19 protein-coding genes, 1 pseudogene and 2 riboswitches are annotated in these 22,050 nt (G+C 55.8%); of the genes and pseudogenes, 11 read left to right on the top strand and 9 right to left on the bottom strand.

The window, feature by feature from the left end:
- Nucleotides 1-91: 91 nt before the first annotated feature.
- From PUR_RS01945 to PUR_RS01930, 4 genes are all read right to left on the bottom strand, one after another.
- Nucleotides 92-1,603: a HAMP domain-containing sensor histidine kinase gene (locus PUR_RS01945; protein ID WP_179033790.1), complete on the bottom strand. Its 1,512-nt coding sequence runs from the start codon at nt 1,601-1,603 to the stop codon at nt 92-94.
- Nucleotides 1,600-2,274 carry a response regulator transcription factor gene (locus PUR_RS01940; RefSeq protein WP_124696238.1) on the bottom strand — a complete coding sequence of 225 codons (675 nt, stop codon included), beginning with the start codon at nt 2,272-2,274 and terminating at the stop codon, nt 1,600-1,602. Before PUR_RS01940 ends, PUR_RS01945 begins: the two co-directional genes overlap by 4 nt.
- Before the next feature lie 144 nt (nt 2,275-2,418).
- A complete protein-coding gene (locus PUR_RS01935; RefSeq protein WP_179033789.1) occupies nt 2,419-3,447 on the bottom strand; it encodes an EAL domain-containing protein in 1,029 nt (342 codons plus the stop codon).
- 145 nt (nt 3,448-3,592) lie between these two features.
- A complete protein-coding gene (locus PUR_RS01930; protein WP_179033788.1) occupies nt 3,593-4,033 on the bottom strand; it encodes a pyridoxamine 5'-phosphate oxidase family protein in 441 nt (146 codons plus the stop codon).
- Nucleotides 4,034-4,229: 196 nt separating this feature from the next.
- On the opposite strand from PUR_RS01930, the gene PUR_RS01925 reads away from it, so the two are divergent.
- From PUR_RS01925 to PUR_RS01905, 5 genes are all read left to right on the top strand, one after another.
- Nucleotides 4,230-5,663, top strand: a complete 1,434-nt coding sequence (locus PUR_RS01925) for a hypothetical protein (RefSeq protein ID WP_179033787.1) — start codon at nt 4,230-4,232, stop codon at nt 5,661-5,663.
- A gap of 70 nt (nt 5,664-5,733) precedes the next feature.
- A riboswitch (TPP riboswitch) is annotated at nt 5,734-5,846 on the top strand.
- Nucleotides 5,847-6,055: 209 nt separating this feature from the next.
- Complete coding sequence (locus PUR_RS01920) at nt 6,056-7,123, top strand: ABC transporter substrate-binding protein (protein ID WP_179033786.1); 1,068 nt, start codon at nt 6,056-6,058, stop codon at nt 7,121-7,123.
- Between the two features lie 99 nt (nt 7,124-7,222).
- The gene (locus tag PUR_RS01915; protein ID WP_179033785.1) at nt 7,223-7,516 is read left to right on the top strand and encodes an MTH1187 family thiamine-binding protein; all 294 of its coding nucleotides are present in this window, start codon (nt 7,223-7,225) and stop codon (nt 7,514-7,516) included.
- On the top strand, nt 7,513-8,277 hold the full coding sequence (locus PUR_RS01910; RefSeq protein ID WP_179033784.1) for an ABC transporter permease: 765 nt from the start codon (nt 7,513-7,515) through the stop codon (nt 8,275-8,277). The genes PUR_RS01915 and PUR_RS01910 overlap by 4 nt, the downstream gene beginning before the upstream one ends.
- A gap of 40 nt (nt 8,278-8,317) precedes the next feature.
- Complete coding sequence (locus tag PUR_RS01905) at nt 8,318-9,184, top strand: ABC transporter ATP-binding protein (protein WP_179033783.1); 867 nt, start codon at nt 8,318-8,320, stop codon at nt 9,182-9,184.
- Between the two features lie 163 nt (nt 9,185-9,347).
- Here the strand turns inward: PUR_RS01905 and nfsA are convergent.
- From nfsA to PUR_RS01885, 4 genes and pseudogenes are all read right to left on the bottom strand, one after another.
- Nucleotides 9,348-10,119 (bottom strand): annotated as a pseudogene (gene nfsA / locus PUR_RS01900) (oxygen-insensitive NADPH nitroreductase).
- 52 nt (nt 10,120-10,171) lie between these two features.
- Complete coding sequence (locus tag PUR_RS01895) at nt 10,172-12,628, bottom strand: heavy metal translocating P-type ATPase (protein WP_179033782.1); 2,457 nt, start codon at nt 12,626-12,628, stop codon at nt 10,172-10,174.
- 120 nt (nt 12,629-12,748) lie between these two features.
- A complete protein-coding gene (locus tag PUR_RS01890; RefSeq protein WP_179033781.1) occupies nt 12,749-12,952 on the bottom strand; it encodes a copper ion binding protein in 204 nt (67 codons plus the stop codon).
- 14 nt (nt 12,953-12,966) lie between these two features.
- Complete coding sequence (locus tag PUR_RS01885) at nt 12,967-13,317, bottom strand: metal-sensitive transcriptional regulator (protein ID WP_179033780.1); 351 nt, start codon at nt 13,315-13,317, stop codon at nt 12,967-12,969.
- Between the two features lie 205 nt (nt 13,318-13,522).
- On the opposite strand from PUR_RS01885, the gene PUR_RS01880 reads away from it, so the two are divergent.
- The 5 genes from PUR_RS01880 (at nt 13,523) to PUR_RS01860 (ending at nt 18,136) form a co-directional block, all read left to right on the top strand.
- Nucleotides 13,523-14,119 (top strand): DUF5317 domain-containing protein, encoded by a 597-nt coding sequence (locus tag PUR_RS01880; protein WP_179033779.1) that lies wholly within the window; start codon nt 13,523-13,525, stop codon nt 14,117-14,119.
- A gap of 398 nt (nt 14,120-14,517) precedes the next feature.
- Nucleotides 14,518-16,356, top strand: a complete 1,839-nt coding sequence (locus tag PUR_RS01875; RefSeq protein ID WP_179033778.1) for a bifunctional diguanylate cyclase/phosphohydrolase — start codon at nt 14,518-14,520, stop codon at nt 16,354-16,356.
- 7 nt (nt 16,357-16,363) lie between these two features.
- Nucleotides 16,364-16,597, top strand: coding sequence for a hypothetical protein (locus tag PUR_RS01870; protein WP_179033777.1), 234 nt, complete (start codon nt 16,364-16,366; stop codon nt 16,595-16,597).
- A gap of 50 nt (nt 16,598-16,647) precedes the next feature.
- Complete coding sequence (locus PUR_RS01865) at nt 16,648-17,625, top strand: aldo/keto reductase (RefSeq protein WP_232101677.1); 978 nt, start codon at nt 16,648-16,650, stop codon at nt 17,623-17,625.
- Nucleotides 17,626-17,791: 166 nt separating this feature from the next.
- Complete coding sequence (locus tag PUR_RS01860) at nt 17,792-18,136, top strand: helix-turn-helix domain-containing protein (RefSeq protein ID WP_124696223.1); 345 nt, start codon at nt 17,792-17,794, stop codon at nt 18,134-18,136.
- A 187-nt stretch (nt 18,137-18,323) separates the two neighbouring features.
- Here the strand turns inward: PUR_RS01860 and PUR_RS01855 are convergent, their stop codons facing one another.
- Nucleotides 18,324-18,476, bottom strand: coding sequence for an anti-repressor SinI family protein (locus tag PUR_RS01855; protein WP_179033776.1), 153 nt, complete (start codon nt 18,474-18,476; stop codon nt 18,324-18,326).
- Between the two features lie 26 nt (nt 18,477-18,502).
- Nucleotides 18,503-18,592, bottom strand: a riboswitch (cyclic di-GMP riboswitch).
- Nucleotides 18,593-19,134: 542 nt separating this feature from the next.
- Between PUR_RS01855 and PUR_RS01850 the strand changes: the two genes are divergently transcribed.
- The gene (locus PUR_RS01850) at nt 19,135-22,047 is read left to right on the top strand and encodes a 2-oxoglutarate dehydrogenase E1 component (RefSeq protein WP_179033775.1); all 2,913 of its coding nucleotides are present in this window, start codon (nt 19,135-19,137) and stop codon (nt 22,045-22,047) included.
- Nucleotides 22,048-22,050: the final 3 nt, after the last annotated feature.

The raw sequence follows: 22,050 nt of genomic DNA, 5'->3' as shown, positions 1-22,050 counted from the left end.
TTCTCTCTTCACCTCGGTTAACAGCTTACCGCTCCAAGGTTAAAGAAGACTGCCCGCAAAGTTTAAGTTTTGTTTAAAATCGGATCACCGGTCAGCCGCGATCCTTCGGATATATGCAGACCGAGGTGCCTTCCGGGATGCTATCCGCCGTCCAGGCAAGCCCCATCCGGGAGAGCAGCATGTCGACAATGGCCAGTCCGATCCCCGCCCCTTTGGCCGGAGAAGCTTCGTCTAAGCCTTTTCCCCGGTCGCGGATGACGACAGTGCGGACGCCGCCGCGGTCCTCGGCGGCAACCCCCACATAACCGCCGCCCTTCGCATGGCGTACGACATTCTGGTACAGATTGTCCAGCACGCGCCGGAACCAGATTTCATCGACCTCCCAAACGAGCGGTTCACCCTCAAGCTCGATGTCAACCTCCATGCCCTCCTTGGTCCATACCGGATACCAGGCGGCGGCGCTTTCCCGCAGCAGCCGCAGAACATCCTGTCTCCCCGGCGAAAGCTTCACCCTGCCGCTTGCCAGCAGGTTGTAATTCAGCAGGTTGTCGATCAGCACGCCAAGGTCGGCAATGCGCTCATCCATCAGATTGAGCGATTCCTTGCCCTGCTGGGACAGCGGCTCCTTGCCGACCTGAAACAGGTGGCTCCGCACGACCGTAAGCGGTGTGCGCAGGTCGTGGGACAGATCGGCGATCAGCCGCTTGCGCAGCTCTTCCTCCTCCCTCTCCCGGCGCCGGCTGTCCTTAAGCTCCGCAACCATCGTGTTGAACGCCTCTTCCAGCATGCCGATCTCGTCGGGCTTGCCTTTCGGAATCGTTGCCGGAAGGCCGTCCCGCCCGTCCAGAGTCATGGCGGTCTGAAGCCGGAGCAGACGCCCGCGGATTCTGGCGAAGAACAGCCAGGATACGGCGGCAAACGCGAGCAGAACGAGCAGCATCAGTCCGTACAGCGCAAGCGGGACGCTGCCTGTGTTCCTCGGCAGAACGGACTTCGGAACGCGCATCGCCATGAACCCTTCGCCCGCATCCGCCCGGTCGCCAATAAAGGCGACGACGGTCAACGGATCGCTGCCCACGCTGTCCTTCATGAAAGCGATGGCCTGTGACGCCGTCCACCGTGCCGGCACGGTGGCCCCAATATCCGTTCTATTCGTTCGGCCCGTTGCACCATTATCCGTTCCGCCCGTTGCATCATTGTCCGCGCCGGCTTCGGGACCGGCCTTCTTCTCCGGAGGAAGCATAAGCCGAGTGATCCCTTCCCCGTTCACCCAGAACATGGAAGCATACTGGTAGCGGTCTCCCAGCGCCTTCAGACGAGCTCCGATTTCCCGGTCGGACTTGCCCGCCAGCAGACGCGCTTCTTTGTGCCACATTTTTTCCATTTCGGTGATATTGGAATACGGCCTGAAGGCCTTCTCTGACTCACTTGCCGTATTTCCGAACTTCCAATGGTAATGGTCCGACAAGGTATAGATGATCAGACTGAGCGGAAAGAGCACGGGCAAAAACAGCACGGCAATCACGATAATCAGCAAATACCGCGACAGAAGCGACCGGCTGAAACCCGGATTCCGCCCTCGCGTTCCATTCCTTCTTATCATGCCTTGATCCTGTATCCGATGCCCCGGACCGTCTCAATAATTTCCGGCGCGGCGGGGTCCTTCTCCAGCTTCTCGCGCAAATAACGGATGTGAACCATCAGCGTTTTGTCCCCTTCCATATAGGGCTCGCCCCAGACCGCTTCATAGATCTGTTCCTTGGTCATAATCTGGCCGAGGTGACGCAGCAGGTAAAAGAAAATCTGAAACTGCTTGCCGGTAAGCGGTATCTCTTCTCCGCTCTCCGTCAGGGCAATCCGGTTCTCCTCTTCATAGACGGTAAGATGCTTCAGCGAGAGCGGCGCCGCCGAAACGCTGCCCGACCGCCGCAGCAGAACTCCGATCCGGGCGGCCAGCTCGTCAGGATGAAACGGCTTGGTCAAATAGTCGTCGGCGAACTCCAGACCCTGGAGCTTGTCGTCGATCGACGTTCTCGCCGAGAGCATCAGAATGGGAACGCCCGGGAAACACTTTTTTAACCGCTGTCCGACGGTAAAGCCGTCCAGCCCCGGCAGCATGACGTCCAGAATAGCCAGATGGCAGCCGTCTGCTTCTTCCACGGCCCGCTCTCCCGTCTGCAGCCAGCGGACCGCATAACCGCGGTCCCGCAGGTCCCTGGCGACAGGGCCGGCGATTTGCGGATCGTCCTCGATATACAGCAAAGTGCCGCTCATAACAACAGTTCCTCCTTCATTTCACGTTGTGGCGCTTTACACAAGAAGAAACGGCTGCGCCCTCCGATGCAGGATGGCAACCGTTTCTTTTCATCGTAACCTATGTACAGGTTGGAATGGTAAAAAAGTTGGATCTCGGGCAAGCTAGATCTCAAAAAGCCGGGGCGGCGGCTCAAACTCCGGTCTGCCAAAAAAGTAACCTTGAGCCAATTCGATGCCGTTATCCAGGCAAAATTGAAATTCCTCTCGCCGCTCTATGCCTTCGGCCAGCACCTTGCCTCCGAAACGGCCCGCTTTTTCGACAACTTCCTTAATGCTGGTTTGTTTATGGGGCTCCTGATCGCACATGCTGATTAGCCCGCGGTCAATTTTCACATAATCCGGCTGAAGCCGCGACATGACCTCAAGCGTTGCATAGCCCGAACCGACATCATCCAGCGCAACATGCACGCCATGCTCGCGGTATTCCGAGAAAATAGTTGCAAGATGGTCGATATCGCGGATTTTCTCCGTCTCCACCACCTCAAACACGAAGTCTTCCGGACGAAGACCCTTCTGTTGAATCGTTTGAAACGTATGTGTAAGACAATATTTGGGATTATATATGGAGGAGGGGAGAAAGTTGACAAACCGTTTGATTCCTTCAGGCAAATGCCGGGCGCTGGATTCGATGGCGGATATGCGGGCCGCCCGGTCCAGAAAGGAGTGGAGCCCGCTCCGCCTCGCAACTTCAAAAAGGGTTTGAGGCTGAAACTCCGGTCCATGCGGCAGCGGGCGCAGCAGAAACTCAAATCCGATGATCTGTTCGGTGGAGTCGACGATCGGCTGCATGTAACTGCAAAACTCTTTATTGGTGATGATGTCGACGAGAGTATGATTGGAAACGCGGGCTTTTAACTGGGTGAGGGGTACCCAACGCTCAAAAAGACCCGAGATCGCCGCCCCCGTTACGCACACCGCAATCTGCTCCATTTCTTCCGACTCTTCCAGCAGCTTCATGATGGCCTTTAGCTGCTCACGGGAATCATACGGAATTTCATAGCCTGTCTTAAAAGCGTCAAGGGCATATCCGGCCGCTTGAATGGCGGAGGCAAGAGCGGGTGATGCGCGCCGAATTTTTACGATTCCTTCATCTTCAATGGGAGCTAAGGGTAAGCAATCACTGCACTGCATGGATATCCTCCTTATGACCTATATTAATACCAACACTTGTGGTCATTATAGCATCTTTCGCCCAGAAAAAGGGAAACCATGGAAAAAAGCGTCCCCTTTCGGGACGCTTTTCAATCATGACTGCTATTTAAAAACAAGGTTTAACTTACTTGCCCGCGGACGCCGTCTGCTTTTCCCAAACCTCGGGTTTCCGGTCTTTTCCGGTATATTCGATACGCGTCGGCGAAAGCTCCAGAATGACGTAATCCGGATCATCCGGTCCCTTGAACCAACGCTCCAAATCTTTGTTCCATATTTTCTCGCGCAGGCTGCCGTCTTTGGTAACGGACGCCTGCGCTTCAATCTCAAGGATATCCTTGCTGCCTCCCGCCTCATAGCCCAGCAGCAGAAACACATTCGGGTTATTTTGCAGTTCTTCCACTTTATGCGTCTTGCGGTCTGTGGCCAAATAGAGGTTAAGCCCCTCATGAAAGACGGCCATATAACGAACCTTCGGCTTGCTGCCGGCTTCAATTGTGGCGAAAGAACCGAATTTGTTGTCATCCAGCGCCTTGATTATACGTTGTTCCAATTCTTTGTTGTCCATGAACATCCCAATCTCCTTTCTATTCAAGCCAAGAGATACATAAGCTCAGCGGGTCGATACAATATAATGTACCCTGACTCGGCGGAATGAATCCTAAATGGAAGGGATTGACTCCGGGGGGCGCGCCTCCTTTTTCAAGGCAATGCAGACGGTGTAAATACTATTGTCGATTACCCTCAAAGTCAGGAGGACTACCATGAACCAACTCTTGGATGATCCCATTCTACATACCGCGCTCCTGCAGTTTATTTTTCCCTTCTCCATTAAGCAGGGGCAAGGACCGGAGCTTGAGGCGCGGCTTAAGCGGGACGGATTCACCCCGTTTTTTCTGAATCATAAAGAACTGCAGGACGATTATTACGGAGAAGGCTACTGTGTCTCGCATGAGAACATGGAGCGTTCCTATATGCCGTTCGCCGCCCATGTGCTGTTTCCGCGCGGAGAGGATAAAGATTCGTTTCGCCGCTATTCCCGGGTGAACGGCCTGAATTGCCGGATGGAAATGCCGCAGGGCTCCGTTTCCTTTCAGGTGCTCTCGACGGATGTGTTCATTTGTCCGTTTCAGCTCGGTTTTATTACTATCCGGACGGCGATCGATGAAGAGAGGCTTCCACTTAGTTTCGCGCTGGAATTCGCCGACCGGTTCCGCTCGCTGGAAAATGTATCGGAAGCGGACGAGGCGGCGCGTATTTACTGTGAGGACAGAATGTTCAAGCAGATGGAAGATTTCGTGTTCAGAAATCTGTTGAATGGCCTGGAGACTTTCCTCGACCAGTCGGATTTGAACTCGGCTTACTTCGAAACGCTGCCTTTTTTCGTGGATGAGCGCATGATGGTTCAGGCCTTCTACGGGGTAGAGGAAGGGGAGGAAATCGACTACAGAACATGCTACCGCGCTTCCCAGCTCGACGGAATGAACCCGGACGGCCGTCCTTACATGAGCGCAAGCAGCGAAGAATATATCGGGGAGTACTGCCGGAGGCATAGGTACGACCGCTGGGGTCCGGGCACTTATTATATGACGAACGAGCAGACCTTCTGCTGCCTGAGCCGCAGCAATTCCGAAACCGCCGTGAAGCTCGCGGGTCAGATGTACGGCGAATACTATTACGGCCTGCTGCTCAGCCTGTTTCACAAGATCGTGCTGCTGAAGTTGTCCAATGTGCACTCGCGGCTGCGGATCGAGCATGATTATGAAGAAATCGAGGATTTGATCTACTATATCAACAAGTTCTCCGCCAAATTTTATTTTCTTGAACTGATCTCGCAGACACAGGGCCGTGAAATCTTCTTTCAATTGCGCAAAGTGTACGGCAATGATGAATTATTCGTGGAAGTAAAGCAGACGCTGGCCGACCTGTTCCAGTATCAGGAGACCTTCCAGGCCAAGCGCCGCGACAATCTGCTGATGATTCTGACGGTATTCACGGTTGTAAGCGGAATTTACGGGATGAACCAGGTAATCGAGGATCTGAAGGGAAACATCGACTGGAGCAAAATACTGCAGTATTCCGTATTCGAATACATCGCTCTGTTTCTGACCTTCTGCGGCATAATTGTCAGCGCCGTTCTGACGGTGCGCGAACTGTGGAGCGGGATTAAAGGCCGCCGCCGCAAGAAACTCGAATAACCGGCAGGCTGGACAACCCCGGAACCTTGCGTCTATAATTACACCGTAAGCAGCAAGAATACCCGAAACTTCATAGAACCAGGGGTGCTGGAATTACGGCCGGCTGAGAGTGTATCCCGCAAGATACTGACCCTTATACCTGATCTGGATAATGCCAGCGTAGGAAAGGCCTAAGCGTGTGGTCTTCCAGGACCGCCGCAGTCATGCGTTCCTTCGCGTCCCTGATGTTCAGGGGCGCTTTTTTGGCATTATTTCTTGGCACTGAGGGGGGTGCGCAGATTTCCGGGTCCGCAGGGCGTTCCCGCGATTTTGGGGATGAGCTTTCATGAAGACGGGAATATCCGCCGCTTCAGGGATATCCGGGGCGGCAATACAAAGGAGAGATTATATAAATGGGAGTCAAAAAATGGTTATCACTGTGCCTGGCCTGCCTGTTCATCTTCGCTGCGGCGGGATGCGGCAGCAATAATTCGGGAGGGAACGCGGGCGGTGCTCAGGGAACCTCTGCTTCCGCTTCGCCGGAGGCATCCGCTTCCGCCCAAAGTTCGCCAAAAGCGGCAGTACCGGTAAAGGTCGCGCTCGACTGGACGCCGAACACGAATCACACCGGACTGTATGTCGCCAAAGAGCTCGGCTATTACGCAGAGGAAGGCCTTAACGTGGACATTGTACAGCCGGGAGCGGCAGGCGCGGATACGATGGTTACTTCGGGAGAAGCCGCTTTTGGCGTCGGCGCGCAGGACAGCCTGACGCTGGCACGCATTCAGGGCGTTCCGCTCGTGTCCATCGCGGCAATTATCCAGCATAACACATCCGGCTTCGCGGCTCCGGTCGACCGGGGCATCAAATCGCCGAAGAACTTCGAAGGAAAAACTTACGGCGGCTGGGGATCGCCGGTGGAAGAGGCTTCCATGAAGGCCATTATGGACCCGGTGGGCGGCGACGTGAAGAAGGTCAAACAGGTCACGATCGGCGAAGCCGATTATTTTACAGCCGTCAAACGGGATATTGACTTTGCCTGGATTTTCTACGCCTGGACCGGTATTGAAGCGAAGCTGCGCGGCGAGCCGCTGGATATGCTGTATTTGAAGGATTACGCTCCGCAGCTCGACTATTACACGCCGGTGCTGACGACGAGCGAGAAGGAAATCGCCGAGAATCCCGAGGTGGTAAAAGCCTTTTTGAAGGCGACGTCCAAGGGCTACCAATACGCGATCGACCATCCAAAAGAGGCTGCCGATATCCTGATCAAGGCGGTTCCCGATCTGGACGCGAAGCTCGTTCAGGCCAGCCAGGAATGGCTCAGCCCGAAATACAAGGACGACGCCGCTCAGTGGGGCGAGCAGAAGCCCGAAGTATGGAAAAACTACGCCGACTGGATGTACGGGCTGAAGCTGCTGGACAAACCGCTTGAAGCCGACAAAGCGTTCACGAACGAATTTTTGCCGGACGGGCAGTAAGTTTAATAGAATTAAAATCTTGATTCACGGGGTTCACAATTAACGGTATGAAAGTATTATGGTCATGAAAGTATCAACGACATGAAAGGATGATAGTGAATGGCAAGTACGCTGCTGAGCATTCAGGTGATTCCGAAGACGCCGGGAGGCGAAGACGTAATTTCTTATGTGGACAAGGCGATTGAAGTCATTCAGCGTTCCGGTGTGAAGCATCAGGTGAACGCGCTGGAGACGACGATGGAAGGCGAGCTCTCCGACCTGCTGGAAATTGTCAGGGAGATGCAGGAGGCGTTGATCGAAGCGGGCTGCCCCAGCGTCATCTCGCAGGTCAAGATCGCCCATAACCCGGGCGGAATCAGCATGGACAAACTGACGGAGAAATACCGCCCGTGATTTCCAGGTGGAAACAAATCTGGCCGCCCCTTGTGGCGGTCCTCTTGTTTTTGGCGCTGTGGCAGGTGTCGGTCTCCTGGTTCCATGTGGAAAAATGGATGCTGCCCGCTCCCTCCGACATTTGGCGGGAAGGCATGGCCAGCGCTTCATCCCTTAAAGGGCATACGCTGGCAACGCTGCGGCTGACGCTGATTGGCTTTCCGCTCGGCGTGGCCGTAGGGATTGCCGCCGCCGTACTGCTGCATATTGTCCCCTGGTCGGCGCGCGCGCTGTACCCGCTGCTGATCTTAAGCCAGAACGTGCCGATTATTGCGCTCGGTCCGCTGCTTGTGATCTGGTTCGGCTTCGGCCAGCTGCCGAAGATTATTCTCATTACGCTTGTGTGCTTCTTCCCCGTGGCGGTCGCGGGCCTGGGCGGACTCGCCCAGACCGACCGCATGATGCTTCAATTTATGAAGATGGCGGGCGCCTCAAGGCGGCAGATCTTCTCCAAGCTGGAGCTACCACATGCGCTGCCCTCCCTGTTCTCCGGCATCAAAATATCCGCCGCCTACGCCGTGACGGGCGCCGTGGTGGCGGAGCTGATTGGAGGGAACCAGGGACTCGGCTACTATATGCAGATACAGAAATCGGCGTTTCGCACGGACCGGATGTTCGCCGCCATAATTCTGAGCGTGCTGCTGAGCCTGCTGCTGTTCGCCGCCGTTGTTCTGATGGAGAAATGGCTGGTCCGCTGGAAGCCGCGGCGGGACGCACAATAACGGGCGCAAGGAAAGAATATGCAGAAAGGGGCGCTAATAAGTGACGAACAAGACCGTTCCGCCATCAAGCGGAGAACCGGTAAAAGAGGAGAGGCCGGCCGCCGCTTCGCCGGATTCGGGCACCGAAGCTCCCGCGCTGGAGGTCTCCGGCATCTCCAAATCCTTCTCCCAGCGCGGGCGTAGCATCCCGGTGCTGGAGCAGGTGTCGCTTACGGTGAAGCCGGATGAGTTCGTATCCATCATCGGCCCGTCGGGCTGCGGCAAGAGCACGCTCTTCCACATCATCGGCGGACTGGTCAAGCCGGATGCGGGCGCCGTGCGGATGAACGGCGCTACGGTTACCGGGCAGCGGGGCAGCGTCAGCTACATGCCGCAGCAGCCGGCGCTATTTCCTTGGCGCAGCATCGAGGATAACGTGATTCTTGCCCGCGAGCTGAAGGGCGCGGCGCGAAGCGAAGCCCGCGAGGAAGCCCGGCGATGGCTCGCGAAGGTTGGACTCGGCGGATTCGAGAAGGCGTATCCGCACATGCTGTCCGGCGGCATGCAGCAGCGCGCCGCCTTCCTGCGCGCGCTGCTGGCGCCCCAGGAGCTGATGCTCCTGGACGAGCCGTTCAGCGCGCTCGACGCCCTCACCCGCAGCGAGATGCAGCGCTGGCTGCTGGAGCTGTGGGAGGAGAACCGCCGCTCCGTGCTGTTCATCACGCATAGCATTGAAGAGGCGCTGCTGCTCTCCAGCCGCATCTATGTGTTCTCGGGACGGCCGGGGACCATATTGCACACCGTTGATGTGCCTTTTCCCCGGCCGCGCCGGGAGGAAATGACGGAGCATCCCGAATTTTTGCGGCTGAAACGCCAGCTGTCGGGGTGGATGCGGGAAGAACAGGCCAAGAACGGCGCGCTCCGCTGACTGTATATGCCATCCTGTCCCCGCCAAGTAAACGAGTCCGCTTCGCGTGATGACAACTGTCACCTTACAACGGCAAAAAGGGCACGGACCGGCATTCCCATGCCGAGGCCCATACCCCTCTATTGAAACCCACACTCCGCCAGCCTGCTCTGCCGATTCCGTCTTACCTGCGCAAAAAGCCTTTGTCCTGCAGGAAATCCTTCATATGCAGCCGGATCGGCTCCGCGAGACGGCCCGCTATGATGGCCGACCAAGGGGTATCCTTCGCCCCGCCGGTCCGCTGGCGCAAATAATCGGACATCGTGCCGTCGTAGGCCTCGACCTGCCGTACGGTCCCTTCGGCATCGTAGCGGTTATGATGCAGCACCGCCGGCAGCGGCAGACGCGGGCGCTGCCCCGGGGTCTGATCGGGATAGCCAAGGCACATGCCGAACAATGGATAGACCAGTTCGGGCAGCCCCAGCCGCTCCGCCACCTCGGCGATCTTGTTCCTTATCCCGCCGATGTAGACGATGCCAAGCCCCAGCGACTCCGCCGCCACGGCGGCGTTCTGCGCGGCCAGCGCGGTGTCGACGGTGGCAATGATGAAATTCTCCGTCGAGTCCTCGTAGGAGGCCGCGCCGTTCAGATGGGGCTTCGCCGCCTCCCGCAGCCGGAACAGATCGGCGCACCAGACCAGGAAGACCGGGCACTCCGCCACATAGGCCTGGTTCCCGGCAAGCGCCGCAAGCTCCGATTTAAGGGCCGGATCGGTCACAGCAATCACGCACATTGCTGGAAGTAGAGGCCATCTGCGCCGCCCCGATAATGGCGGCAAGCTGTTCTTCACTTACCGGGTCCTGCCGGAACTTACGTACCGAGACATGTCTTCCCAGCAAGGACAGCACCGCGTTGTCAAGGGAGGCCGCTTCGGACTCCCGGATGTTCTTGTTCATTCCCGTCGCTTCCTTTCATGCCGTTTCACTCTTGCATTGCAGCTTTCTCGTATTATAACTTTACCCGCTGCAGCCGCAGCGCATTCAGCACGACCGAAACCGAGCTGAACGCCATGGCCGCACCCGCCAGCCAGGGCGCCAGAAATCCCAGCGCGGCCACCGGAATGCCGATTGTATTGTAGCCGAGCGCCCAGAACAGATTCTGCTTGATATTGCCCATCGTCCGGCGGCTCATCTTAATCGCGTCCGCGATGGCCTTGAGGTCGCCGCGCATCAGGGTAATATCCGCCGCTTCCATCGCCACGTCGGTCCCTGTTCCGACCGCCATGCCGATATCGGCGGTCGCCAGCGCCGGCGCGTCGTTGATGCCGTCGCCGACCATCGCCACCTTCACGCCGTCGGCCTGAAGCTTCCGCACCGCCTCGGCCTTGCCTTCGGGCAGCACTTCGGCCATCACTCTGTCGATCCCGGCCTCGGCTGCGATGGCCCGGGCCGTCCGCTCGTTGTCGCCGGTGATCATCACGACATCGATCCCCATGCCCCGCAGAGCCGCCACCGCCTCGCGCGAGGTCGGCTTGATCGTATCCGCGACGGCCACGATGCCTTCGCAGACGCCGTCCACCGCGACCAGCATCGCCGTCTTGCCCTGCTGCTCCAGTTCATTCATGGCGTCTAACCAGCGCCGTGCATCGACGCCGTTCTCTTCCATCATCCGGCGTGTGCCGACGATGATTTCTCTGCCCTGGACGGTCGCCCGGATACCCCGTCCGGGTACATTGGCGAAGCTTGCGGCTTCGTCTACCGCCAGACCCTTCTCCGCCGCTCCCGAAGCCACCGCCTCGGCGAGCGGATGCTCCGACAGCTTCTCCGCCGCCGCCGCAAGCGACAGCAGGCCGTCTGCCGGTGCCAGTTCAGGCGCGCCCTTGAAGTCCGGCGATACAAGCACGTCCGTAAGCACCGGCTTGCCGCTCGTTACGGTGCCCGTCTTGTCGAGCACGACGAGTTGAATGCCCTGCGCGGCTTCCAGATGCTCGCCGCCCTTAAACAGGATGCCGAGCTCCGCAGCCCTTCCGGAGCCGGCCATAATCGAGGTCGGGGTCGCAAGGCCCAGAGCGCAGGGACAGGCGATAACGAGCACGGCGATCCCCTTCTCCAGCGCTTCGGCAAATTGCCCGGGAGCCGCCCACAGGTACCAGATCAGGAATGTCAGCACGGCGATTGCCACCACAATCGGCACGAAGATGCCGGAAATGACATCAGCCACGCGCTGGATCGGTGCCTTGGACCCCTGCGCTTCCTCGACTACGCGAATAATCTGGGCAAGCGCCGTGTCGCGGCCCACCTTGCGGGCTTTGATCTTCAGCACGCCGTTCTTGTTCACTGTCGCTCCGATCACGGAGTCGCCCGGCTTCTTCTCCACCGGAATGCTCTCGCCTGTCAGCATGGATTCGTCCACGGAAGACAAGCCCTCGATCACTTCGCCGTCGACGGGAATCTTGGTCCCCGGCTTTACGAGTACGATATCCCCGATAACGACTTCCTCCACGGGGACGCTTGTTTCCGCTCCTTCGCGGAACACAAGAGCCGTCTTGGCCTGAAGGCCCATCAGGCTGCGGATGGCGTCCGAGGAGCGGCCCTTGGCCAGCGCCTCGAACCATTTTCCGACCAGAATGAGCGTAATCAGCACAGCTCCGGTCTCATAATACATTTCCACCGCATGATCCATGCCGTTCATCCGCAAGGAATCCAGCGTGAGATACAAGCTGTAGAAGTAAGCGGCCGACGTGCCCAGCGCGACCAGCACATCCATGTTGGCACTGCCGTTCCGAAGCGCCTTGTAGGCGCCGACATAGAACTGCCAGCCGATAATGAACTGCACCGGGGTCGCCAGAACAAGCTGGAACCATGGATTCATGAGCAGTTCCGGCACGGGAATCCAGGAAGTGAACGAGAAATGCCCGACCATGGCCCACAGAAGCGGCAGGGACAGCAGAGCCGAGATCATCCACTTGCTGCGCTTGCGGCGGATTTCAAGCCCTCGCCGGTCGGCGGTCTCCTTCCGGTCTTCCTTGAGCGAGGCTTTATAGCCGATCGAGTCGACCTTGGCGATAATCTCCTGGGGAGTAATCATCCCGGGGGTATATTCCACATGCGCTGTTTCCAGCGCAAGGTTAACGTTAACTCCGGCAATGCCCGGCAGCTTGCCAAGCACCTTCTCGATCCGGGCCGAACAGGCCGCGCAGGTCATGCCTGAAATATCGAAGTCCGCCGCTTCCTTCACCGTATCATAGCCGAGCGAGCGGATCTTCTCCTCGATCTTCGGCACGCTGACAACCTTGGGATCGAAGCCCACGGATGCCTGCTCCAGCGCAAGGTTGACGTTCGCCCGGGAGACGCCCTCCATGCGGGTGATCCCTTTCTCAATTCTCGCCGCACAGGCGGAGCAGGTCATGCCCGTAATCTGCAAGGTTGCCTGTTCCTCCGCCGGCGCCGCCGCAGCTTGTTCCATATGATCACTTCCTCTCATGTACCCATAGGGGGTATATAAACAAATAAAAGAGAAGGCCTGGAACGATCCGGGGAACTTCTTTCCCTGCCGCTCCATGCCTTGGCGTTTGCCGCTTGCGGGTTATTGAACCACGTCGTAGCCTTGATCTTCAATCGCTTCCTTGATGGCGTCCAGACTGAGCCGGCTCTCGTCAAAATCGATCGCAACCGTCTTGGATGCCAGATCCGCCTTGGCCGACGCTCCCAAATTGCCTACGGCCTTCTCGACCGAGCTGACGCAATGTCCGCAGGACATTCCCTCCACATTCAATACAACATTCGCCATTGTTGATCCTCTCCTTATTTCATTAATCTGCCGACCGTAATCAGCAGTTCGTCAATAACCTCGTGTTCGCCGGCTTCGATTCTCTCGACAATACAGCTCTTCATATGGCCCTCAAGCAGCAGCTTCCCGATGCTGCCAAGCGCAGACTGGACCGCCGCAAGCTGGGTGAGGACATCGTCGCAGTATGTGTCGCGGTCGATCATGCCTTTGATGCCCCGAATTTGACCCTCTATGCGGTTAAGCCGGGTCGTCAGCCCGTTCTTGAATTCCTGGGTATGATGACTTTTGCGTTCTTCGGAAGAATGGCAATCGCTGCCGCAGGACCGTTCGTCAAGCCCTTCATCGCGTTTCTCATGTGCCGTCATGCATCAACCTCCTTATCAACACTTTATTATACCCCCATAGGGTATGTCAAGCCTAATCCATGCGTTTCTCCTTCTTCGCTATTTTTTGTCACATTTCTTCGGAGAAATTTGTTATAGGCAGGAGGATTTCCATAATTAGGGTCGAATATTCCCTCTTATATAAGACTTTCCATCTTCACAATACATAGGTATAGGAGCATACAACATGGTCTACGACGGTATTGTGCTCGGTTTGGTAGCGGGCCTGCTTCGCGGCGGATTCCGTTACGGCCTGACGCAATTCGGCTCTCTACGCATCAAGGGCGGTCTCTGGTTCCCTCTCCTGCTGCTGCTGCAGTTTGCCGTGTTTGAACTGAATGATCGGTCGTCTGCCTTTGCTTCGTTCAGCGGTATCATTTTTATCGCCGTGTACGTAGCCGGGCTTTACATCCTGTGGTTGAACCGGAGCACTCCGGGCTTCCTGTTTATTTTCGCCGGCGTCTTTCTGAATTTTCTCGTCATGGCCGTCAATGGCGGCAAGATGCCTGTATCGCTGGATGCGGCTAAGGTTCTGGACCCCTATTACGTGCATTTGCTTGAGTCGGGAACCGTCGCTACGAAGCATTTTCTGATGGATTCAGCGACCAGGCTGTCGTTTCTGGGGGACATTATTCCGCTGTCCAAGCCTTATCCGCGCACCCAGGTCATCAGCATCGGCGATATTGTGATGAACGCGGGGATTTTCCTCTATCTTCAGTACATTCTTGTTCCGGACAAACGACGGGATCCAAACACACAGGAGATGGAAGCCAAGCAGTCTTGACGATCCGTTACCGAAAGGGGTGAGCAATTGTGAAAAAGAAACTGGATGGCGTGTTATATTCGCGCATTATTATCAATACGGTTATCGTTGCTTCCGTAGTTATGGCTTTGACTTCCGGATTCAGACTCATCGGCGGCGGCCGTTGATCCAAAGGCACGAGAGAGGCAGGCTGATGTTCAGCCTGCTTTTTTATCATATTAACAAAGGCAAAGACATTTTCCGACAATATTAAGTAGGGAATGAGTTTCCTGTTTCTTTGGAATACGTTTCCATCCCTTATGGGGCGGGAAGACGTTTCTTCTTGTACGTTCTTATTTTGCCTGCCACATCTATGAAATTTTCATTAAATCCCTTAAAATAAATCGAGCAACACGACACTTACGAGAGGAGGATCACCATTGTCAAAGCGGGACACAGCCATTGCCAAGCTGAACCTGGGTCATCTATACGCAGTTGCCATTTGTCTTACTGGACTTGGCCTGTTCACTTTATATAATCGGGGCGCTTTTTTCCATTACACCTCCCCAACCTGGGTATGGGTCTATGCGCTGGCAGGAGCGGCTGTGGTGCTGACGATCTTTACATTCCAGCTTCCTCCGCAGGGCAACGGATTATCCCTCGACTCCTCCGTTTATCTGGCCTGCATTTTCGTATTCGGCCCCTCGTTCAGCTTGACCGTTCTTCTGGTTTCGTCCGCGGTGATTTTCCTGATTGAACGAAAAACCGTCTGGTGGAAACACCTGATCAACTTTGCCGTATATTCCATCATAAATGCCTCGGCGTCCTACTCCTTTGCAGCGCTGGGCGGCGTACGGGGACCGCTTATGGACAACCATCTGGCAGCGTACGCCGGAGGCATGGCGATCTACTTTATTGTAAACACGCTGCTGATCGTCCTTTACTACTATGTCTTCTATAATGAAAACTTGTACGAAACATTAAAAGGGATGCTCAAGGATACGATCATTGCCTACCTCTGCACCCTCGTGCTGTCGCTTGTGCTGACCATTCTTTTGTATCACAATCATATTTTCGGTCTGGCCCTGTTTCTCTGTCTCAGCATCTTGCTGTCCTATTCCTTCAAACAAATGTTTACGATGTACCGTGACATCGAAGAGCGGGCGAATCGCGATCCGCGGACGGGCCTGTTCAACCACAGCTATTTCGAGCTGGCGCTGGAAGAGGAAATGCGCAAATCCCGGGGCACAGGTTCCTCCTTGTCGCTGGCCATGATCGATATCGACAATTTCAAGAAATACAACGACCACTTCGGCCATCTCAAGGGCGACGGGCTGATCGTGTTTTTGGCGGAATTGCTGAAGAAGGAATGCGACGGCGCGGAAATGGTCGTCTCCCGCTACGGCGGAGAAGAGTTCACGCTTCTGATGCCCTCTTACGATACCGACCAGGCTAAAGACTTTCTCGACCGCCTTCGCAAAACGCTGAACAATTCCCGCTTTGACGGCGCGGAGATTTTCCCCCAGGGCTGTCTGTCCTTCTCGGCGGGCATCGCAGGCTACCGTTCCGACATCCACGATAAATCGGAGCTGGTGGAACAGGCCGACCAGGCGCTGTATTACGCCAAGAAGCAGGGCAAGAATATGGTTCATATTTACGGCCACCAATCGCTGCTTGAGCAGGATATCGATTTCAGCCAGGACGTGCGGGATATCGAGCAGCAGCTAAACCTGTTCATGTACAAGGACATGGAGACCTTCAAGCATTCCAAGCGGGTATTCCGCTACGCCATGGACATCAGCGAGCTGCTGCAGCTGGACAGCCTCTCCAAGCGCCAGTTCACGCTGGGTGCGCTGATTCACGATATCGGCAAGCTGGAAATTCCTTGGAGCATTCTGAATAAAAAGGAGAAGCTTACGCCCGAGGAGTGGGAAATGGTGAAATGGCATGTCACCTGGGGCAAGCAGATGGCGATGACCAACGACAAGTTCAAGGATTTGTCCGCCTATATCGAGCTGCACCACGAAAGATACGACGGCAAGGGTTATCCCCATGGTTTCAAAGGCGAGGAAATTCCAAAGCTGTGCCGGATGCTGACCATTATCGATTCCTTCGACGCCATGACAACGGAACGGCCCTACCAGCCGACCAAATCCGTCGAAGAAGCGATTGTCGAGCTTAAAGCCTGCGCGGGCAGCCAGTTCGATCCGGAGCTTACGGAGTTTTTTATCAGCTACATTGAGTCCAGACAACTTCGCACCAAAGAGGCGGCGGTATAGCGCTTGGATGTATGCATTCACCGCAGTCTCCGGCGCACAAAAAGGCCTGAAAGGCCACCGGCGGGATCATCCCAAGCAGTACCGGGCGGACAATCCGAGTCTGTTCGACCTCCATGAGGACGAGCTGCATTCCGACCCGATTCCCGCCCAGGATTTGAAATTGGAGAAACATGAGGAGCAGGATAAAGAAGTCACCAAGCACTGCTCCTCCAGTGATAAAAAGTACCATACCGGCTTTTAAAGTTGTACAATATCCTTGATGTCATCAATCACAATGACGGAGGGATCGTATTGAAAACGTTGCCACTAAACAAACGCGGAATCCCCGCAAGCCGGCTGGTCCTGGGCTGTATGGGCCTTGGCGGAGGCTGGGACCGCGAGCCGATTACCGAAGAGCTGATCAAGGAAGGACATGAAGCTGTCGAAGCGGCGCTCTCTATCGGCATCAATATGTTTGACCACGCCGATATTTATACCCGCGGCAAAGCGGAGAAGGTATTCGGCACCGTTCTTAAAGAACGCCCGGAGCTGCGCGAGAGTATCATTCTTCAATCGAAGTGCGGTATCAAGCTGGCGGAACCGGGCGAAAGCTCCAATGTGTTCGATTTTTCCAAGAGCCATATCCTGAGCAGTGTGGATGGTATTCTGTCGCGTCTCGGTGCCGAGTATCTTGATATTTTGCTGCTGCACCGGCCCGATCCGCTGATGGACCCCGAAGAGGTCGGTGAAGCCCTCCGCCTTCTGAAGGAGTCCGGCAAGGTGCGGCATTTCGGCGTATCCAATATGAGCGAAGGGCAGATCAAGCTGCTTCAGGCGTACAGTGACGAGCCATTTGTCGTCAATCAGCTGGAAATGAGCCTTGAGAAAATCTTTTGGCTCGATTCGGTCGTGAGCGTGAACCAGGAGGCCTGGAAAGCCCACGGCATGCCCGAAGGGACGATTGAGCACTGCAGGCTGGAGAATATCCAGCTTCAGGCCTGGGGACCGCTCGCCCAAGGCAAATACAGCGGACGTCCGCTCGGGGATGGAGAACCGGAAACGGTCCGCAGCACCGCCCGCCTTGTCCAAACGCTGGCCGAGGAAAAAGGGACAACTCCCGAGGCTGTCGTCCTTTCCTGGCTGATGACGCATCCTGCCGCGATTCAGCCTGTCATCGGAACGGTAAATCCGAAGCGCATCGCTGCCTGCGAAGGCGCGGACAAGCTTACGCTTACCCGCAAAGAATGGTATGACCTGTATGTCAGTTCCCGGGGTGTGCGTTTGCCTTGACCCTTCGCGGGCGCAGCGACGCGGGAATCATCATTTTATAAATTAACGGTTAGTCGGCCGGCAGCTTTCGGATTTCTCGTACAAATCTGGAAAATGCCGGTTTTGCCATGTCTGCGGACGTTTGCTATACTAGTACAAAAAAGCAAGGAGGGGGGCGTAACTCGTCGTGCCAGATAACATAGGACAGCACATTCAGCAGCTCCGCCTCGAGAAGGGGTTATCCTTATCCGAACTCGCAGGCAAGGCGGATGTGGCCAAATCGTACTTAAGCAATGTTGAACGCAACATCCAATCCAACCCCTCTATCCAATTCATCGAAAAAATTGCCGAAGCTCTGGACGTTCCCGTTCACATTCTTCTCTATGGAGAGCTTTCCGATACGCAGGAGGAACCGCTCGATTCGGAATGGTTCAAGCTGGTGCAGGAGGCTATGTCCTCGGGTGTCAGCAAACGCGAGTTCAAGGAGTTTCTGGATTACCAGAAGTGGCGGCTTGATCAAAAGGAACAATAAAACCACAATTTATTCACAAGAAGAAACGCCTGACGGCGTCCCTGCAGGACGCAACTACGTTTCTCGTAGAAATATAAGAATTGCAGGCTCGAAGCTTGAAAATTCTTATATTGACATAAAGAGGCCATGACGCCGCGCCGCCATGGCCTCTCTCACTATGATTTAATAATGTCTTCAGAACCTTCCCCTACATAGCCTTCAGTGTCCTGTCATTGAAGAACCGACGAATTTCATCCGCATGAATCCCTTGCTTCTTTGCTTTCAGAAGCAAATATACCCATTCCATATCAAGATCTACCGTCTGCAGTTCTCCGATGTTCCCCTGGTTGGACTTATCCAAAAAATCTCCTCCTAAGATTTTTGTCCCCAGGCAGTCCGGCCGTCGTAGCTTCTAAAGATCACCTTAGACCCGAGACTTTGTGCCCTTGCCTTTCAGCAAGTTTACCTTTTACTGGACCCTTGTTTTAAGGATCTTGTTCCGATCTTCATTGTATTGAGGTTGCAAGGATATTATACAAAAGACTTGGCCAAAAGTGTGTCGAATATTGGAAATCTTATAAATTGCGCGGAAGGGAAAATCAAACCGGGATGAAATAATGATCCAAATATAGCAACCGCTTTCATTTATGTATGACCTTGGAAGTGTGTAGTATATAAGGACTATAGATTACACATACCCGTTTTTCAAGTCCCCTAATCATATTTTTCGAATGTCAAAAATTATTTATATAGTTATTTAGGCCCGATAATCAGAATTTATCGCCTCCTGTTCGGTCTGAGCGGCAAAGAGAAGACAAGCATTATTAATCATGCCTTTTTTCGAACGGATTGGACGAAAGGTTGAATTGATTACATATATTGAAAGTAGCACAATAGGATGAAGCAATAACTTTATAATCGGCTAGCATTGTTATAGAATGAAAACGTAATCATTGCAGCTCCTTAAGCCGGCTGTCTTTCGGCGCCCTTTGGAGTTTAACCGTTAGGAGGATGTTTTTATGTCAGCCAATGAGTCCTACAACGAATCCGTTTGGAGCAGGTATTACGGTCCCAATCTGGGTTACATCCAGGAAAAATACGAACAGTTCGCCGGAGATCCTTCTTCCGTCGAAGCCCACTACCGCGAACTCTTCGCCATCTATGGCCCCCCTCCGCTGACATCCGAGGCCGCCAGAACCCCCGGACCTTCGCTGTCCGGAGATACCGACTGGCTCCGAAAAGCGGTCAGAGCCTCCAAGCTGATTGCGAACATCCGCAATTTTGGCCACCTGGCGGCCGATATCGACCCGCTGGAGCAAGTCCATGATTCCATGGCCAAATGGCTGAACCCCGAGACTTATGAACTTACGCGCGAGGATTTGCTGGCCCTGCCGGCCTCGCTCATCTGGGAGAACGCTCCGCAGGATGTGCAGACAGGCTGGGACGCTTATCACCGGATGCGCCAAGCTTATACCAAGACGATCGCCTACGAGTTCGGCCATGTCCACGACGAGCGAGAGCTCCGCTGGCTGAACAACCAGGCCGAATCGGCTACCTCCCCCGCCCCGCTGACGGCGGCGGAGCGCAAAGCTCTGCTGAACCGGCTGATCGAGGTGGAATATTTCGAGACCTTCCTGCACAAGACGTTCGTCGGCCAGAAACGGTTCAGCCTGGAAGGCACCGACGTGCTGGTTCCGATGCTGGACGAGATCGTCCGGGCGGCCGCGCATGACGGCGCGGAACATATCCTGATGGGCATGGCTCACCGGGGCCGTTTGAATGTGCTCGCACATATTTTGGGGAAACCTTACGATATTATTTTCTCCGAATTCCATCACTCTCCGAACAAGGAGCTGTTCCCGTCCGAAGGCTCCATGGGCATCAACTACGGCTGGACCGGAGACGTGAAATACCATCTGGGCGCCGACCGTGCGGTGCACGAAGGCGAGACCGTGCGCGCCCGTCTGACGCTCGCTAACAATCCGAGCCATCTGGAGTTCGTCAACCCGGTCGTGGAAGGCTTTACGCGCGCGGCCCAGGAAGACCGGAGTGCTCCGGGGCTGCCTGGGCTGGACACGAACAAGGCCATGGCCGTACTGATGCACGGAGACGCCGCCTTCCCCGGCGAAGGAATTGTGGCCGAGACGCTGAACATCGGCAAGCTTAACGGGTACCAGAATGGCGGAACGATCCACATCATCGTCAATAACCGCATCGGCTTTACAACGGAAAGCGAGGATTCCCGTTCCACGCACTACGCGAGCGATCTTGCCAAAGGCTATGAAATTCCGATCGTACACGTCAATGCCGACGACCCGGAAGCTTGCATCGCCGCCGTCCGTCTGGCCAGCGCTTACCGCAGTCTGTTCAAAAAAGATTTCCTCATCGATCTTGTCGGCTACCGCAGACACGGACATAATGAAATGGACGACCCTGAAATGACCCAGCCGATTGTGTACGGCAAGGTGAAGAATCACTCTACCGTTTACCGGATTTATGCGCAGCGGCTGGAACACGAGAAGCTCGTCACTCTTGAAGAGGTGGCGAAGATGAGCGGTGAAGCGGAGAATGTGCTTCAGCAGGCTTACGAGCGGATGAAGGAGGGCAAGCAGAAGAACGGCGAAGTCAAAGCTGCGGTCGCCGTGCAGACCGGGGAAAGCCGGACGCCCGCAACCGCCGTGCCGCTGGGCCGACTGCAAAGCATTAACCGCCAGCTTTTGTCCGTTCCGGACGGTTTCAAGGTATATCCGAAGCTGCAGCGCATTTTGCAGCGGCGCAAGGACCTGCTGAATGACGGGGAAAAGGTGGACTGGGCGCTGGCCGAAACGCTCGCCTTCGCCACGATTCTGCAGGACGGGACGCCGATCCGGCTGAGCGGCCAGGACGCGCAGCGCGGCACCTTCTCCCAGCGGCATCTCGTGCTTCATGACAGCGACAGCGGAGCGCTCTTCGCCCCGCTTCACCAGCTTGAGGACGCCCGCGCTTCCTTCGGGGTGTATAACAGCCCGCTGTCGGAAGCTTCGGTGCTCGGCTACGAGTACGGCTACAATGTGTTCGCGCCGGAGACCTTCGTGCTATGGGAAGCGCAGTACGGCGATTTCGCCAATGCAGCGCAGGTCATTTTCGACCAGTTCATCTCCGCCGGACGGGCCAAATGGACCCAGCGCAGCAATTTGACCATCCTGCTGCCCCATGGCTACGAAGGCCAGGGACCGGAGCATTCCAGCGGCAGAATGGAACGTTATTTGCAGCTGTCGGCCGAGGAGAACTGGACGGTTGCTAACCTGACCAGCGCGGCGCAATACTTCCATCTGCTCCGCCGTCAGGCTTCGCTGTGCGGGCAGGCGGACGCCAGGCCGCTCGTCATTATGACGCCGAAGAGCCTGATCCGCAACCCGCGCAGCGCTTCCTCCGGCATTGAGCTGGCTACCGGTCAGTTTCAAGCGGTATTCTCTGAACCGCTGCTTGGACAAAAGCCGGGCGAAGTCAAGCGGCTGGTCGTATGCAGCGGCAAAATCGCCATCGATTTGGAAACCGAGCTGGAAGCGGCCCAGGGCAGAGACTGGTCATGGCTGCACATCCTGCGTCTGGAACAGCTGTATCCGTTCCCCGAGCGCGAGCTGGCCGCCCATCTCAGCTCTTTCGGCTCCCTTCAGGAAATCGTCTGGGTGCAGGAAGAGCCGAAGAACATGGGCGCCTGGAGCTACGCCGAGCCGCGGCTGCGCGACATTGCGCCGGCCCATACCGGCGTCCGGTATATCGGCCGTCCGGAACGCTCAAGTCCGGCGAGCGGATACGCGGACGTCCACAGCTTCGAGCAGCGGAGAATCGTCACTGAGGCCCTGAATTTGAACTCGCAAGCAAAAGCGGCTGTGCCGTCTCCTTCCGGGGACGGTGTCACGATAGCAGAAATCCACACTTTGGGGAGGTAGCGG

The sequence above is a fragment of the Paenibacillus sp. URB8-2 genome, assembly GCF_013393385.1.
Classification (GTDB): domain Bacteria; phylum Bacillota; class Bacilli; order Paenibacillales; family Paenibacillaceae; genus Paenibacillus_AQ.
Note: the sequence above shows the minus strand (reverse complement) of the source record. Positions and strands in the feature narration are given on the sequence as shown.